Source organism: Paenibacillus sp. J22P218, assembly GCF_056269195.1.
In genome coordinates, this window is sequence record NZ_JBWDNL010000005.1 from 105520 (window position 1) to 121997 (window position 16478).

At 50.6% G+C, this 16478-nt stretch carries 10 protein-coding genes; 4 read left to right on the forward strand and 6 right to left on the reverse strand.

All coding sequences use genetic code 11. The annotated features are described in order from the left end of the window. Positions 1-124 precede the first annotated feature (124 nt). The gene (locus tag AC0YN0_RS21670) at positions 125-1552 is read left to right on the forward strand and encodes a response regulator transcription factor (protein WP_475823116.1); all 1428 of its coding nucleotides are present in this window, start codon (positions 125-127) and stop codon (positions 1550-1552) included. Beyond that, complete coding sequence (locus tag AC0YN0_RS21675) at positions 1549-3315, forward strand: sensor histidine kinase (protein WP_475823117.1); 1767 nt, start codon at positions 1549-1551, stop codon at positions 3313-3315. The genes AC0YN0_RS21670 and AC0YN0_RS21675 overlap by 4 nt, the downstream gene beginning before the upstream one ends. Positions 3316-3329: 14 nt before the next feature. On the opposite strand, the gene AC0YN0_RS21680 is transcribed toward AC0YN0_RS21675, so the two are convergent. The 5 genes from AC0YN0_RS21680 to AC0YN0_RS21700 all read right to left on the reverse strand — a co-directional run bounded on the left by AC0YN0_RS21680 (position 3330) and on the right by AC0YN0_RS21700 (position 11957). Further along, positions 3330-4799 carry an arylsulfatase gene (locus AC0YN0_RS21680; RefSeq protein WP_475823118.1) on the reverse strand — a complete coding sequence of 490 codons (1470 nt, stop codon included), beginning with the start codon at positions 4797-4799 and terminating at the stop codon, positions 3330-3332. Between the two features lie 149 nt (positions 4800-4948). After that, positions 4949-6934: an alpha-L-rhamnosidase-related protein gene (locus tag AC0YN0_RS21685; protein WP_475823119.1), complete on the reverse strand. Its 1986-nt coding sequence runs from the start codon at positions 6932-6934 to the stop codon at positions 4949-4951. Positions 6935-7382: 448 nt separating this feature from the next. After that, a complete protein-coding gene (locus tag AC0YN0_RS21690) occupies positions 7383-8537 on the reverse strand; it encodes a family 43 glycosylhydrolase (RefSeq protein ID WP_475823120.1) in 1155 nt (384 codons plus the stop codon). Positions 8538-8847: 310 nt separating this feature from the next. Beyond that, positions 8848-9504 carry an SDR family NAD(P)-dependent oxidoreductase gene (locus AC0YN0_RS21695; protein WP_475823121.1) on the reverse strand — a complete coding sequence of 219 codons (657 nt, stop codon included), beginning with the start codon at positions 9502-9504 and terminating at the stop codon, positions 8848-8850. Between the two features lie 149 nt (positions 9505-9653). Beyond that, the gene (locus AC0YN0_RS21700; RefSeq protein ID WP_475823122.1) at positions 9654-11957 is read right to left on the reverse strand and encodes a glycoside hydrolase family 2 TIM barrel-domain containing protein; all 2304 of its coding nucleotides are present in this window, start codon (positions 11955-11957) and stop codon (positions 9654-9656) included. A gap of 146 nt (positions 11958-12103) precedes the next feature. Here AC0YN0_RS21700 and AC0YN0_RS21705 point away from each other — a divergent pair, with 146 nt between their 5' ends. Then, complete coding sequence (locus AC0YN0_RS21705; protein ID WP_475823123.1) at positions 12104-12928, forward strand: AraC family transcriptional regulator; 825 nt, start codon at positions 12104-12106, stop codon at positions 12926-12928. A gap of 19 nt (positions 12929-12947) precedes the next feature. Here AC0YN0_RS21705 and AC0YN0_RS21710 read toward each other — a convergent pair whose 3' ends face one another. Further along, positions 12948-15431, reverse strand: coding sequence for a glycosylhydrolase-like jelly roll fold domain-containing protein (locus AC0YN0_RS21710; RefSeq protein ID WP_475823124.1), 2484 nt, complete (start codon positions 15429-15431; stop codon positions 12948-12950). A 135-nt stretch (positions 15432-15566) separates the two neighbouring features. On the opposite strand from AC0YN0_RS21710, the gene AC0YN0_RS21715 reads away from it, so the two are divergent. Beyond that, positions 15567-16439, forward strand: a complete 873-nt coding sequence (locus tag AC0YN0_RS21715) for a helix-turn-helix domain-containing protein (protein ID WP_475823125.1) — start codon at positions 15567-15569, stop codon at positions 16437-16439. The last annotated feature ends 39 nt before the right edge of the window (positions 16440-16478 follow it).

Genomic DNA, 16478 nt, shown 5'->3' on the forward strand with positions numbered 1-16478 from the left:
TTGTTTATTTTTATTAAAATGCTTCTTTCCTTTGAAATCATAGTTTTATGCATATTTATCTTGTTTTTTTCTATACGAATTCGCGAGGATGCTCGGTTACGATTGCTGTAAAGGAGGCGTTGCTGTGTACAAAGCAGTCATCGTCGATGATGAACGTTGGATTGTTGAAGGCATTATGGCCGGCGTGCGCTGGGAGAATTACGGCTTTCAAGTCGCGGGAGCGGCGGAGAACGGGCAAGAAGGGTTAGAGCTGATCGAGAAGCTGCGGCCGGACTTCGTGCTCACCGACATTAAGATGCCCCTCGTTAACGGTCTTGAGCTCATCAAGCGGGGCAAGGAAATTTCCCCGCACACGATCTTCGCCGTTCTGAGCGGTCACGCGGAATTCGCTTACGCCCAGAAGGCTTTGAATTACGGCACCTTCGGCTATTGCCTGAAGCCGTTCGAGATCGAGGAAATCGAGAGCTTGCTAGGCAAAATCGCGCAATCGCTGAAGGATCGGGCCCAGCTCGAGCCGGAGAACGACGCTCAAGAACTATACGAAATATTATGCTCCGGAAACGAGCAGTTGCTGGCGGAGAAGCTCCTATCTGCCGGCATGCCGATCAATGCGGGAATGCAGGTGACGCCGATCGTCGTACAGGGATATGCGCCCGCCCCGTACCGGGGAGACATGCAGCATATCCGCTTCCGCATGAACAGCAGGCGCGTAGGCCTTCTCGTCTACAGCCATCGGGTCGAGAAATTTCTAAGTCCGCCCGACTTGTCCGGCAACGCCGTGGATTACAGTGTCGGCATTGGCCCCTCCTCCGCCAGTCTGGCCGAGCTGGAAGCAGCGCTGGAGGCAGCGTCCGTGGCGGCATATGGCTCCTTCTCGACTGGAAAAGGCGGCATTTATCGCCCGGTCGTTCCCTCAGAATCGACCATTGACGATCTGCTGACGGAATTGACTAGCGCTCTCGCACTAAAGGACCGTATGCGGTTCGTGTCGGTCATGGAGTCTTGCAGACCGTTGTTCTACCGCTATGCGTTAACGATCAAGGACGCTTATCTGATCTTCAATACCGTCATGTATTTATTCACGAGGGAAGGCGTTAAGGAACATACCCGTTTTCTGGAAGGCTATGACCAGCTATACTACGACTACGGCCATTCCGACGTTATGATCGACTACCTAATCAAGCATACGCTGAATCATCTATCTGACGAGTTGTCCTCCCGGTTGGCCGGGGTAACGCACAATCGCATCAAGGAAATCCTTACGTACATTCATCATCACTTCAATCAAGAAATATCGATCCAGAGCTTGTCGGAGAAGTTTTACCTAAGCCCCACTTACTTGTCTCAGCTGTTCAAGAAAGAAGTAGGGGAAAACTTCGTGGAATACTTGTCCCGCCAGCGAATTCAATACGCATGCAGGCTGCTGGCCGAGACGGATATGACCGTGAGCCAGATCGGCGAAAAATGCGGCTTCAACGACTACTTCTACTTTACCCGCATCTTCAAGCGGCTGAACGGCATGACGCCTACGCAGTACAGGGAGGCGCAATGAGAGTATTCAGCAAACTTTCCATCCGAACGCAAGTGCTGGCGATCGGCGCCGTCCTCCTTGCCGTCATCCCGCTGGTCAGCATCATGGCGTTCCGGCAATCCAGCGTAGTCATCGTGAACCAGAATACGCAATACAATATGGAGCTCGTGTCCAATTTGAAGCAGCGGGTATCCGACAACTACGCCAAGATTTCGGGCATTATGGTCAATCTCGGTTATGATACGACGGTTCAGGATTTTCTGGCCGAAAATGACAATCTGCTCACGTACGAGCTTTCGAAAAAAGTGCAAAGCCTAATGGGAGTCATAAAAAGCACCAACCCCGATATCGTAGACATTATTATCGTGAACGCTTCCGGCAAGCACACCTCGCTGAACGGCAAAATCGGCTTGGCTCGGGAGATGATGGACAAGCTGATCAATTACGAAGGGAACGTGCATTACGGCGGCTTCAAAAAGGCGGACCCCCTGCTCGCAAGAGACACGTTCCTCTTCGGCATGAATCTGTTCGCATCTCGCGACACATACCGGTACGGAGAAAAAATCGGATTAATTACGGTCGTCCTGGACGCTAAATCCATTCAAGCAGAGATCGAAAAGTTTCCTAGGCTGTCGGGCACGAGCTTCTACCTCAGAACGAACGGCAATCTGGTGTACGCGAACGCTGACGGATTGGAGCTGAATCTAGGCGCAGAACGTCTGACGCTCTATTCCGGTTACGGCGAAAGCGCTGTTAACGAGAAGATCGGCGGGAAATCATACGCGATCCAATCCTTCGACTTGCCGGAGATCGAAGGCAACATCGTCTCAGCGGTGCCTATCGGCAATCTCATTAAGGAGCTGAAAGGGCTTAAGCAAACAAGCTACGTGATGTTGTTCGTTACGCTCCTTCTCGTTACGATACCGTATTCCGTGCTCATGATGAATATATTGAAGCCCCTCGGAAAGCTGATCGCATTCATGAAGCGGCTGAAGAGCGGCAATCTGGACGTGCTGCATACGAAGGTCGAGCTGGAGGGCTACGCGGAGATCGAGGTTATATCGACCCAGTTCAACACGATGTTGAACCGGATCAATGATCTGACACAGCAGTTGCTGGAGACGACAGGCGAGCTCTACCAGGCCGATATCGAGCGGCAACGCGCGGAGATGTCGTTCCTGCAGAGTCAGATCAACCCGCATTTTCTCAGCAATACGCTGGATGCAATCAAAGGCATTGCCATTGTAAAAGGAAATCAAGACATCTATGAAATGACCGCTGCCTTAAGCAGGATGCTGCGATACAGCATAAAGGGGTCGAACGAAGTAAGGCTGGAGGAAGAGCTGAAGGTCGTCGGTTCCTATATTACGATTCATCAAGGCAGGTTCCCGGGAAGGATACAGTTCGAGCAATATACCTCGGAAGACCTGCATGACGTCCTTATCCCGAAAATGATCGTTCAACCCATTGTCGAGAATGCGCTGACCCACGGCCTCGAGCCGCATGCGAGCGGCGGCAAGGTCGTCATACAAGCAGAGCTCCGGGAAGATCGGCATATGGAAATTATCGTGACGGACAACGGCGTAGGCATCGAGCCGGAACGATTGGCACAGCTGAGGAGCACCCTTCGCTCCAGGGACGGCACAGCCTATCAACATATCGGCATGAAAAACGTGAATGACCGGATTCGCCTCCATTACGGCGAGGGGTACGGCATCGAGGTGGGCAGCCAGCTCGGAAGCGGCACCGTCGTAAGAGTACGTCTGCCGCTTCCGCCGGCATAAGCTTTCGGATCCTATTAGGGTGAAATATGACTAAGAACTGTTAAAGGCTTTCGTCCGACGATGATATTACCGTCTTGCACGTATCCTTCCTCACGCCCGTCCAGCTCGCGGACGAGGCGTTCGCGCCACAACCGGATGCTGTCGGCATACGACTCCTCTTCCGCCTTGTTCGTCAGCTCTTGCGGGTCAAGCAGCAGGTCGAACAGCTGCTCTTCTCCCGTTTGCGTAAACCAGATATACTTCTGACGGCCATCGGTCATATATTGATGCGATTGTTCGCCGTATGCATGCTCCCCGTGAATATAGGTCCGCCAACTGCCATCTTGAGAGAGTTCCCGCGCGCGCAGCAAGCTTCGGCCGTCCACAACCGCGGGAATGTCCACGCCCGCGCAGTCAAGCAGCGTCGGCATGATGTCCCGCAGTTCCGCGACAGCGTCGACGGTTGCTCCTTGAGGGGAATCTAGCATTCCGCCTGGATCGGCTATGATCAGCGGTACTTTCGCGCTGCCTTCGTAAGGGAGCGCCTTCCGGAACAGGTGATGATCGCCGAGCAACTCCCCGTGGTCGGAGGTGAAGACGATGATCGTACGGTCCAGTACCCCGTATTCCTCCATGGCGTTCATAAGCCTCCCCAGCTGGTCGTCGATATGGGTGATGAGCGCATAGTAGGCAGCCATCGCGCGCCTTAGACGTCTTCTAGGAACGACGCCCGATCGAGTCACGGGGTCGAGACCGCCGCGAGCTGGATCGTCCTTAGCTGCCCATTCGCCGACGACAGGATCCGGAAAGTCCTCCCCGTCATACCGGTCCCAATACGCCTGAGGCGGATCGAACGGCGGATGCGGCCGAACGAATGAGCTCCAAAGGAAGAAGGGCTTTCGCGGATCGCGCCGGCGCAAGAAATCGATCGATTGCGTCACGACCCAATTCGTAGGATGGAGCGCCTCCGGCAGATGCCAGGGCCGGGCCATGGTCGAGGCATTGCAGTCGAGACCGAGATCGATGAGATCGGCACCGGCCCCCGCGCGTTCGCGCAGCCATGGCAAATAATCGTCGCAGCTGTCATGCGACTCCGCCACCGTGTTCGTATGCTTGAAACGGTTATGATGCAAATAGCCGTCGTGCAGCACAACGTTATGGAAGCCGCATAAGCTGCGAGCCGGATCGACATGCATTTTGCCCACGCACTGCGTATGATAACCGGCCTTTGCCAACTCGCCAGGCAGCGTGTGCTCGTAATTCCAAGGAATATTCTCCTCGTAACCGACGCGGCCGTGCGAACGCGGGCTCATGCCGGTAAACAGCGCCGCCCGCGCCGGCACGCAGGTCGGCGTTGAAGAATACGCATTGCGGAACAACATGCCCCTGCGCGCCAGTTGATCCAAATTCGGCGTCTCGACGACCTTGTGCCCAAGGATGCTCAGACAATCGCCTCTCATTTGATCCACGGTAATCAGCAGCAAATTCGGCCTCGAATCGTTCATTTCGTCACCAGTCCTTTCCCGTCTCCCCTCTACTTATTTATGAGAGATACGGCACTTCCCTTCATTATCCAAAGTTACTGGCCGAGTCTCAATCACCAAATGGTGCATTTTATATACCATTTGTATCGATTCGTTCACACCTGCAGAGGTCATTGCACCACTGACTTCAGCGTAATTCTCAAGGGTTTATTTATCGAGAGCGGATACTCCCTTCCATCATAGCGTACCGTTCCACCCTCTTGATCGGTGACAACCTCGAGAAACTGCTGCGTCAGTTCCACGGATACCGTCCCGCCGTTTACCGGAACCGTTCCTTTCATCCATTCCAATCCGCCAAGCCGAGGCTCTACGACGAACGTATCGTATCCAGCCGAGGCGGCGTATACGCCAAGATAATACCGCCCGAGCAAATAGATCGGACTCGCGCCCCAAGCATGACATAAGCTTTTGCCGTAGCGGTCGCCGTACATGCCGTATCGCTCCAGATCGATTACTTCTGGATTGTACTCCTCCCAGAAAGTCGTCGCACCCAATTGCAGCATGCCGCCCCAATATGACTGTATTTGATCGGTCACCGCATCCAATCGGCCGATATTGCACATGACCTCCAGCTCATAAAACTTGAAATAAGGGGTGCTGATCTGAGGCACTTCGTCGTTCAGAAGCACTTTCGCGATAATGCTCTCCCGTTGTTCCGCATCCGCATACCCCCATAGCAGCGCAAAAATATTGGCATGGCGGGTAATATTGCGTTTACCGGATTCGAAGCTGTCGATATACGCCCCCCGTTCTTGATCCCAGAACGACGCTTTAATCTGTACCTTTAACTGCTCATAATGTTCCAAATAACGCACTTCGCCACGGCCAAGCAGCTCACCGCATGCCCATGTCGCCTTCAAGCTTTCCGCAAAAAGCATTTGTTCGGCACTCACGGCACCGGTTTTGTCGATTTCCGCCCAGTCGATGAACACCCAATCTCCCTCTCTGCCTCGAATAAAACCGTCCTCATCCGCAAGCGAGATACAATAATCCATCATCGACTTCATCCGTGGATAGATAAACGTTACAAAATCGATATCCTTCGTTGCTTGATAATACTCGTTAATACTCATGATCCAATAGAAAGAATAATCGAGAATCGTGTTGATATGCTTAACGATAGGATCTTTCCCACGCAATGCAATAATCGTCCGTTTCGTAATATCGGCGTCAAAATAGAGGTAGTTGTTGATCAAGTAGCTCTGGTAAGCGTCACCCGACCATACCCAGCGGTCTCGCTTGATCCCGTCCAAGAAAAACTCGCGGCTGTTCAGGTGAAACGTATATTCAGCCGTATCCCAAATCCGATTGATCATCTCATTGGAACAGGTAAAGCTTCCTCTACGGTCAAACGGCAAATATTCATATAAGGCCGTCAGCATGAATTGCTCTGTCTCCGCCCCTTGGATGAACAAATACCGAAATGCCCGAGGAGGACAGCGATGAGCTTCGCTGCCGGCCGGAACCGTATCAATCAGAATACTATGCTCCGTGTCCAAAGCTTCCTCTATCGATTCACCGTAAAATAACTGAATATCGTTAAGTGCCTGAATATGTTCGAATGATAATACAGCAAATGTTTCTTGGCCGAAGTCGTATAGAATGCCGTCCTCTCTAGTTTCTATCGAAAGAGGCTTCAATTCCTTATATTGAAACGCAAAAATGTTAGGGTCGTCCTCTTTGCTCGGATATAGCTCATTGCAGCCTGCAGGAAGCCATTCGAAGCTGAAATCATTTGCCTCCCATGACGAGTCGCTGGCACTCCGTTTCCCATCGACATAGACGCAAGGCAGCCCGTCCGTTCGGGCAATACCAATGACAATCTCATGTTGGCCGGATGAAAGGATAATCGGTTGCCGGAAGGGGAACTTTCGCCCATCGACCATAACGTGTCCGATACCATGGGCGTATACGGTCATTTCTTCAGGAGCGTCGCAATACACCTCTTTACGGAAACGCACATTGTGATAGCAATCATCTAGACGCCAGAAAGCCGGCCAGTAGTGATGGCGTTCTTCCCGTCTAGTGTTCAGCAGCAAATGATGGTATATCTCGAAATCGCCCGGATACCAGATCCACGTTGGCTTTTTGTTCATGTCATTCTCATCCTTTCACAGCTCGATTAGAGCAATTATAACAATTGCATCGTTTTCGTTTCCCAGTAATAAAGACATTTCACCCCCGCGATAGGGACAAATAGCGGCTTGTCCTAGTGTTATGAGAAACGTACCCCCTCATCATCCAATCCTTGTCACTTTTGAGTGGAATTCGTCCAACCAAACAGGCTCTAGTAGACGGAACAAGTAGCTTTGAGTGGAAAACATACAGTCTAATTCTCCCAATTTGGTCATTTCTGAGTAATGTTGTTCATTTGCCTGTATGAACTCCAACCAAACTGCTTATTCGACGTCTTTCATCCCATTTGCCTGTATAAAATCCAATCACTCTTAAGGTTGGGTCGCTTTAAGGAGGCAAATAGACCGAAAGACAGAAATGGCGATGCAGGGTTAACCTCCCTAGCACCACCATTTATTTTCGCTTTTATTATTGAATCGTTACAACGGCTTTTGCGGTGTATCCCGCTGTGTCCAATTTCCATCCCGGCACGGCAAAGAAAGGAGTGCCGTCGGGCTTCCATAATAACCGTTGAACACGAGCATGCCGATTGGGATCATAGAGCGGTTCCCCGTCAATTTCTTTATAGGGACGCGCATGATAGACGATCAAATCACTAGCATCATCCTCTGACACCGTGAAGCTGTTGTGCCCCGGACCATACTCGGAAGCAGTTGCGTCGCTTACGAATACGGGTTCCTTTGATTTCGTCCACGATGCTGGATCTAGCAGGTCGCTCGTATCGTCCGCTGTTAACAATCCCATACAATAGCGGTCATCCGTAGCGCTGGCAGAGTAAGCCATGAACAACTTGCCGCTCCTCTTCAGCACGGCGGGGCCTTCGTTCACGCGATGGCCTTGAATCTCCCAGTCATATTCGGGAGACGAAAGCTTGATCGGTTCGCTGCAAATCGACCATGGTGTGTCCATCCTCGCAATATATAGACAGGATACATCGATAATCTGAGCCCAGGCTAGATACCTTTGTCCAAGATGTTCGAAGGTCGTCGCATCCAGGGAGAAGCTCTCGACCGGGAGCTTAATCTTTCCTTTCTCCGTCCAAGTACCGGTTAGCGGATTCTCATCCTCACATTCCAGAACGTAAGGGCGAATAGCCCACTTCTCCTCAGCCGATCCGGCCGCAAAATGGATATACCATTTGCCATCGATTCGATGAAGCTCCGGCGCCCATATATGGTTGCCCATCTCTCCCGTTTCATGCTTCGTCCAAATGACCGTTTCCTCCGCGTTAGACAAGCCGGCAACGGTACGGGAACGCCGCAGGACCAGCCGATCGTACTCGGGTACGGATCCTGTAAAATAATAGTATCCGTCCGTATGTTTATACACATAAGGATCGGCACGATTCGTAACCAGGGGATTCGGATAGTTATCCTCCCTAACCGTCCCTTCAACCGTAAAGCTTCCTGGCTTCTCTAATCGCGACGTGTCGACAGTCTCCCATTCAACCGGAAACTTCTCCTGGAAGCCGCCCTCCAGCTCCACAACGACATATTGCGGCAGACTTAACGAATCTCCGACCTCCAAGCTGATCGGACATTCTTTAATGCTTGCTATCTTCACGGTATTCGCCCGCTCCTTCGCTCTTCATCTTCTTACAAAACCTTTACCGTCATAACGGCCCCTGCATAACTAAAAGCACACTATCCTATTTTCCAATTTTATTGAGTAATCGTAAATGATGCATGATAGGTATTCACTGATCTATTGTCCATTCTTTAGGGTGGCCTCCTCCTCTTATGGTGATGCCTCCTTCCATTCGAAGAATGACTTGTCCGATGGGAAGCTGTCTTAATCATGAAAAGGCCGATGAATCACTTCTCGATTCATCGGCCTTGCTATTTTCCCGCCTATCACGCTTGAAGAATATCCTTCATTCCTTAAATAAATATTCCCTCTGTTCTTTTTTACTATATAATTCCCAATACACATCGGCTATTCGGTCCGGATCGTAATACGTTCCCTTTTTGACATGATCAGCGATTAAAACCTGACCTACATAAATGCCATGAGGAGACAAGGTCTCGGCCATTGAAGTTCCAAGCGAACGGATCGCAGCTTTGCCAATCGATAATGATGTATAAAGTGGATTAGGATTGAGCGCAATTCCGCCGCCTGTGAAAAAAAGCGCCCCTTGTTTACGCTCGATCATATCTGGAATTACTTGTTGAGCGCTGGTCAACGCACCAACAGTATTCACCTTAAAATCTTCAATTAGCACCTGTTCGGTTAACGAAAGAGCATCTCCTGGCACGATGTGTGCCGCATTATATACCAAAACATCAGTCGCTCCGAACTTGGTTTTTATCTGTTTAAAAGCTTCTTTTATTGCATTCGGATCTGATGCATCTGCAGTAACTCCATACGATTCTATAGGTATCTGTCGAAGCTCCTCCAAGATACGTTCCCGCGACGGCTCGGTTCTTGATATGAGAATCACGCGGAAACCATTGCTGCCAAACTTTTTGGCTATACCGGCGCTTATTCCCGGTCCAGAACCGACGATAACCAACAAAGGCTTATGACTCATCCTTACCACGCCTTTCCTTAACCTATTCGTTTAATTACATAAATTGTTATTTCTATATTTCTAATAGTATAGAAATAATATAAGTTCGTCAACACGAAAAAAAGACGATCGATCTTCACAGATCAATCGTCTTTTTTTCGTGTGTTTCCTTAGTCGATAACAATAACAAGCTCCGCGGGATACATCCCTTCGGCGACGGCCGACAGCACAACGCGTCCTCGGTCTCCGGTGAATCGGATGACCGTGCTGACGCAGCCTCGATACATATGCATCCAATATCGGTCATAGGGTTCGCTGGAACAAAGATCGCCATTATCGACAGCTACGATCTCCGCCGGTCCGGTAACTTGGAACGTTACCTTCGCGCTTTCCCGGAATACGGGTGTCCCTTCCTTATCGAATGATCGGACAGTGAATAATTTCTGATAACCTTCCTCGGCTGCCAGTCTGATATCTTCCCCATCAAAGCGCAGTCTAGAAGCAGGCTCCGCCGTTCTGAGGGTATACGTACAGACCTCCTGCTTGCCAATGAAACCTTTTACCGTTACGGTTCCGGGCAGATAAGGCATAAAGCCGGTGATCATTCGGTTCGGATAAGAAGACGGCTGCTTCACATAAAGCTGCTTGCCGTTCAATTCCAGTGTAATTTCTTCGCAATTGGTCGCGATCATGTAAGGAATAACCGTTTTGTTGAACTGCGGGAAGTTCCAATGGCTCGCGTATCTTGGCGCGTCCCAATGCTCCTTCACTCCTTCGTCCTGCAAGGAATAGTCCATCACGGAGAAATAAACCATCGGCTTTTCCGACCAATAACTCTCATACAAATAGGAGAGCGGCTTACGCTCGTTGTTGGTATAGAACAAGGAGCCCGCCCAGCCTTTAGCAGGATACCCCATCGATTCACCCAAATAATCGATGCCTGTCCACAGCATGCCGCCGATCACGTAATCGTGTTTCTCCACATCGATCCAAGGCACATCCTCGCTGAAATTTTGCATTTGATCAGGATGACCTCTGAAATATTGGTACATCTCCGTTCCCAATATTAATTTATCCGGAATCGCCTCGTGGATGGCAGGATACCATTGCTCCTGATAATTACAGCTGATCACGTCCACAATCTCGCCGATTCTGCGGATGCGTTCGACCCTTTCGGATTGGTCATAGATTTCCGTATCGCTTTCCGTATCCACAAACTGCTGGATATCTTCCACATTTGCCAGATCAACATTGTTTTCGTATTTAAAATGCGGGTTCATCGCATAAGTAACCGGCCTTGTATCGTCGAGCGTAAGCAAGTGGTCCTTCAACATCTGAAGAATCTTCAGCATCGATGACTGCCCCTGATTCTCAACCTCGTTCCCGACTCCCCATATAAAAATACACGGATGGTTCCGATCCCGCCGAACCATGCTTTCCAGGTCACGCTGCCACTCCGTCTCGAAATATCTTCGGTACGAGCCGCCGGTCCACTTATCGAATGGCTCCTCGTAGACTAGCAATCCCAGCTCGTCGCATAGATCAAGCAGCTCCGATGCCGGCATATGGTGGGCGGTGCGAATGGCATTGCAGCCCATTGCTTTGAATTCTAGCAGCCTATCCTTCCATATTTCAGGAGTGGCGGCTACGCCAACGCAGCCTGCATCCTGGTGAACGCAAAAACCTTTTATTTTAATAGCATGACCATTGATCAGCATGCCTTTGCCGACAACCATTTCGATCGTTCTGACGCCAATTCGCAGTTCATAAATGTCGGCGATTTGGTCGTTGTCCATAAGCGTTAATTCCACACGGTACAGATTCGGCTGGTCCGGGCTCCACAGCTTGACCTGTGGGATTTCAATATGGATCGTTCCGCTGTCGGACTCGCCGATCACCTGTGTGGTTCCATTCGTGACACGTGCTTTGACCAAGGAAGCAACACCCGTCTCGATCGTCAGCATGCCCGTATCACCGCTAACCGCTGTTTTCACGAATATATTTTCCGGCTCAAGATGGTTTTCCCTCAATTCAAGCAATTTGACGGTCCGATAAATCCCCGCTCCCGAATACCATCTGTCGGCCGGAAAGGCTGTATTATCGACTTTGACCAGGATGAGGTTATCCCCCTCCTGTATGAAGCTCGTAATATCGAGCGTAAATCTGGAATAACCGTATTTTTGTCCGCCTGCCTCTTTGCCGTTCACCCATACCGTACTGTTTTCATACACGCCGTCGAATTGCAGCTTATAGACAAAGCCTTTCTTTATCTCTTTGATGGCCAACTGCTTTCTATACCAGCCAATCCCCCATCTATCCCTGAATCCCTGATCTTTCGCTTGCTTCATGTTTGGATTGATCGGAGCGGTGATCGCCCAATCATGCGGCAAATGCACAGGCTCGAAGTTGCGATCCTCGGGTTCTTTCAAAGTAAATTCCCAGCCATTCATTATCTTTGTTTCGACACGACACATAACGAGTAACATCCTTTCGCTGCATGGATTTGAATTCCCTTGCGTCTTCCTAACCTTTGTTATATTTTTATTGTAAGACTCCACAAAAGCGCTAACAATCTAATGATTTTAAGAATAATAGCAATATATTAAGGTGATGAGATCAGATGACGAAAAGATACATTCCTATCATTACGGAATCGGACAGGGAGCTTCCTTATTATCTTGTTCAGGTAGGGCAAGGTTGGAATCAAGAGCATGTCGTGCGTCCGAATGGCTATTTATATCAGTGGATTCAAAGCGTAGAAGGCGAAGGCGAACTGCGTGTGGATGGAAAAACGTTTCGTATAAAAGAAGGAATGGCTATGCTTCTATTCAAGGGTGTCGCTCACGAATATTACGCCGTTAGCCCTTCCTGGGTCGTGGATTGGATCGTCTTCGACGGCCATCAAGTCGACGCGTTCTTGACTCGAACGGCTGGGATCGTATCATCCGGCGTTTTGTTCATATCGAGACCTGAAATATTCTCAGCCAAAACGCAAGCCATACTGGACATCGAACAATCGGATATCCCCTTAAAAGGCGTCCAATGCTCCAGCATCATTTACGCGCTGATGACGGATCTTTTGCAATATACTTCCGCCCAACCAGACAATAGCGCTACGAATCTGAATAGTAGGCTGAAGCCGTTATTCCAATATATTGAACAGAACATTGCCCGGCCTTTGGCTTTGGATGACTTGGCCGCTATTACGGAATATACGCCTCAGCACCTTTGCACGGTATTTAAGAAAACAACAGGCATCCGAATTTTCCAGTATATTAATTCCGTGCGAATTAAGAAAAGCAAGGAGCTGCTGCTGCAGCATCCTCGCATGCAAGTGAAGGAAATTGCATCGCTGGCGGGATTTGAGGATGTTAATTATTTCTGCTCCGTCTTCAAGAAGCATGAGCAATTAAGCCCCAGCCAGTTCAGAAAAATTCATTACTGAGGCTATATAAACAATTTCGTTACTTCCTTACACCGTTAAGCTGTACCGGACCGATCAGCCCGGATGTATACGACTTGCCGTCGTAACGATTGGCCAAGCTGTTCGTTACCGCCACCTTAAGTACATTTGTCCCTGGCCTTAAAAAGTCTCCAATGTCAAATACATACGGGCTCCACATGCGCACTCCCGCTTCCCGGCCGTTGACCCATAGCCGTGCCAGTTCATGAGCCTCGCCAAGATCCAGGTTAACCTCGGCCCAAGCGGACGGATCGCTTAGCTCAAAGCTTTTCTCATACGTAACCGTACCGGAATAGTGCTTCAGACCATCCCATTCCGTCCAGGAGGAAAGAGCCGGTAGTTCTACATTCCTCACTTGGCCTCCAACGACACGCCAATGGGAAGACAAATCGGCAATTGCAACGCCCTCGCCTGGTTCACAGTCCATTCCGTCCTGCTCCATATTCGGATCTACGGCGATAATTACACATTCCCGGCGCTCGACTCTTACATGCAGCCTCTGCCCTTCCCCTGCCTGTTCGACTCTTGCCGGCCTAACTTCTCCGGTCCAAGGCAACCAATATTCCGTATAACCGGAGCGGCTCATCGCCAGCGTTCCCTCGTAACCGATTTCGCCTTCATTCACGATAACGTAGAACAGGATGCCATTCTTCGTTATCCGGCTGATCCGAATGGAATCCGCTGCAGGCTCAAGATGAGCATCTTTGCCGAGCATGCGCGCCAGCAGCTCCGGTATTTCTTCCTCGCGTCCAACCCGAACCTGACCGATGTGATTCGTTGTTAGATCGTCATCCGAAAGCTCGATGACCAATCCGCCCTGTCCGGCAAAGATTTGTAGCATCCGCCAACTGTCCGGCGCCAGCCGCTTGCCGTCCTCCACCAAAACCGCCTTGTAGCGGTATCCGGCAATCGACAATACGCCATCCTTGCATTCGGTGGAGCTGCTAAGCAGGCTTTCTTCCAAATAATTAAACTCGATCTGCCCTTCGTACAGCGGCTTGACGATTCTCCATGGCAATTCGGCATCCCCGGCGATAACCGCCGTTTCCGCGCCGTTTCGGCCGTAGGTCATCAGCCAGCTCATCCGCTTCATATATCTCGCGAATTGGGCATAATCCTGCCACCATATATTATTGGGTCCCACATCCGGCGGCCGCTCATCTCTGCGTTCCCCGCGAATGGAGTAATAGAAAGCATGCGGGACGATCAGATTGACGCCTCTGACGAACAACCAGTCCAAATACCACTTCATATTGTCGGCGCTGAGCGACCAGCCTCCCTCGATTCCGCAGACGCCGAAGCTTTCATTCAGATTTCTCCGTTTGCCGCGGTGGCGCGCCGAATCCGACGAGCATTTGCCCATCGTGCTGTGCACGCCAGTCACCGCTTTTCCTGCCTCCGGCGCAACATATCTCCAAACCACATCTTGTCCCGGAATATGAAAATGTTCCAACAGCCCGATATCGTTGCTCGCCGCCGGGTGACCGGTCAGACCGATCCCGTGGGCTTCGCACCAATCGGCCAGCGCCTTATAATACGTCCGGGCCAGCCGATTGCGGACTGCCGTTTCGTAAGCTTCGCGGATCATTGCCGCCTTGTCTCCGGCTTCGAACCAAAGCGCCGCCAAATCCTGTTCCCGGCATCCGCCCTCCATATATTCATTCATGAAACCTTGGGTCCACGGCTTTAATCCTTTCAAATGATTGCGCCCGAGCAAATCAGGTTCATCCGTAAACATGGCAATAACCGTGCTTCCGAAGAAGCGGCTCAGCTTCTTGTAATACGTTTCATGCGTCAACCTGATGAAGGTCTGAACCGCATCGGGATTCAATAAGTCGGCGGCCAAAGGAGCGTCGGATTCTCCGTCGTCCTGACCGGGATGAACCCCTCGGATAGTCCCCTTGGAAGGTGTCTCGATGAATAATAAGACCGACCAATCTCCGGAATCAGGAGGGGTAAACCGAATACGGTCCTGCTCGGGACGAAGCACAAGCGTGCTCTTGGCATCAATCTCCACATCGGAAAGCTTGCGAACCGCCAATGCGGAAACCAGGTTTTCCCCCGGCTGCAGCTCAATCGGGGTTTGAAAATCTTCTCCGGTCGCCATGCAAGGATATTCCTTCATTTGCAAACCACGGCTGGCGTAATCGTCGTTCTCCTTCACGACCATTCCGCAAGCAGAGCCGGAAGGATACATGCCTTCGTCATAAAGAATGACCCTCATGCCCAGCTTATCCGCTTCGGCTACCGCCAATTCGACAAGCTCCATATAAGGCTCCGATAGATAAGGCATCGACCTTGGCAGGCCCATCCGCGGGTGAATGACGAAGCCGTCTACTTCCTTCGCGTGGAAGTCATGGATTTGTCCGATGATTTCCTCTGCTGACAACTCGTCATTCCAGAACCAGAACGGCAGCGGGCTAAATTCAGCCGGCGGATCGAGGAACTCTCTCTTTAACACATTTATTTGGTGCAAACTGTTCACGCCGTCATCTCCAATTCACGTAATGCTTGTATTCGTTTTTTTTTCATTATAAGATGAGGCTGAGTCCGAATATCCTGTCGATCCTGACTTCTATACGGGATATTTCAGACATCATTGTGCGACTATGGAGAGATCATGATGGCGATTCAACGTTCAATCAGCTTGTCCAAAGGCGATAACTATTTTCGTCCCGATGTTCCCATATATGTGAACCGGGCGGTTGAAGCTTTCGAAAAGATCGAACATCGCCACGATTTTCTGGAGATCAGCTATGTCGGGGAAGGCTCCGGCACTCATTATATAGGCGATCAGGCGTTGCAAGTGCATCAAGGTGACATTTTCCTCATTCCTGTCGGAGTCTCCCACGTATTCCGTCCTGCTGCCGCATCGGACAGCCGCCCGCCCATCGTCTACAACTGCTTGATGGCTGTAGAATCGATTCGACCTCTGCTGCAGAGCTTTCCCGGAGGAGCGGAGCTTGCGACGCTGCTGGATGAGCCCGATTGGCAACAATACCGCGACGCGTTTGGTGAATTCCGGCGGCTATTTCTGAAGCTGTATGACGCCTACACAACCAAGCGGCCAGGCTGGAACACCGAGATGCACTTGGCCGTATTCGAGCTGCTGCTGTACCTTCACCGCTACCGGGACGAGCCGTCTTCTAATGCGCAGGAACCCATTTCGCCAGGTATGGAAATGGCGCTCCATATTATCCATAATCGATTCCATTCCCCCATTACACTAAAGGAAGCAGCCGAACTGTCTGCTCTTGGAGAGCGGCAATTTCATCGCAAATTCAAAAGCCGAACCGGCATGACGTTTATCGAATACGTCCAATCGGCCCGGATCGACGAAGCATGCCGATTGCTCCGTACGACCGACCGCAAAGTCGCGGACATTGCTTCCTCAGTCGGCTACCAGGATATCACTTTTTTCAACAGACTGTTTCGCAAAAAAACGGGCCTCTCGCCCAGGGAGTACCGGAAGGAAACCGGCCAAGCGCATTAGTGCATTTCTAATCATACAAAAAAGGAGTTGTCCCAGAAG

Bases quoted from the DNA above. Each gene is read 5' to 3' on its own strand.
- AC0YN0_RS21675 (WP_475823117.1), top strand. From the start codon at position 1,549: ATGAGAGTATTCAGCAAACTTTCCATCCGAACGCAAGTGCTGGCGATC.
- AC0YN0_RS21715 (WP_475823125.1), top strand. From the start codon at position 15,567: ATGATGGCGATTCAACGTTCAATCAGCTTGTCCAAAGGCGATAACTAT.
- AC0YN0_RS21685 (WP_475823119.1), bottom strand. From the start codon at position 6,934: ATGAACAAAAAGCCAACGTGGATCTGGTATCCGGGCGATTTCGAGATA.
- AC0YN0_RS21695 (WP_475823121.1), bottom strand. From the start codon at position 9,504: ATGAGTCATAAGCCTTTGTTGGTTATCGTCGGTTCTGGACCGGGAATA.
- AC0YN0_RS21680 (WP_475823118.1), bottom strand. From the start codon at position 4,799: ATGAACGATTCGAGGCCGAATTTGCTGCTGATTACCGTGGATCAAATG.
- AC0YN0_RS21705 (WP_475823123.1), top strand. From the start codon at position 12,104: ATGACGAAAAGATACATTCCTATCATTACGGAATCGGACAGGGAGCTT.
- AC0YN0_RS21700 (WP_475823122.1), bottom strand. From the start codon at position 11,957: ATGTGTCGTGTCGAAACAAAGATAATGAATGGCTGGGAATTTACTTTG.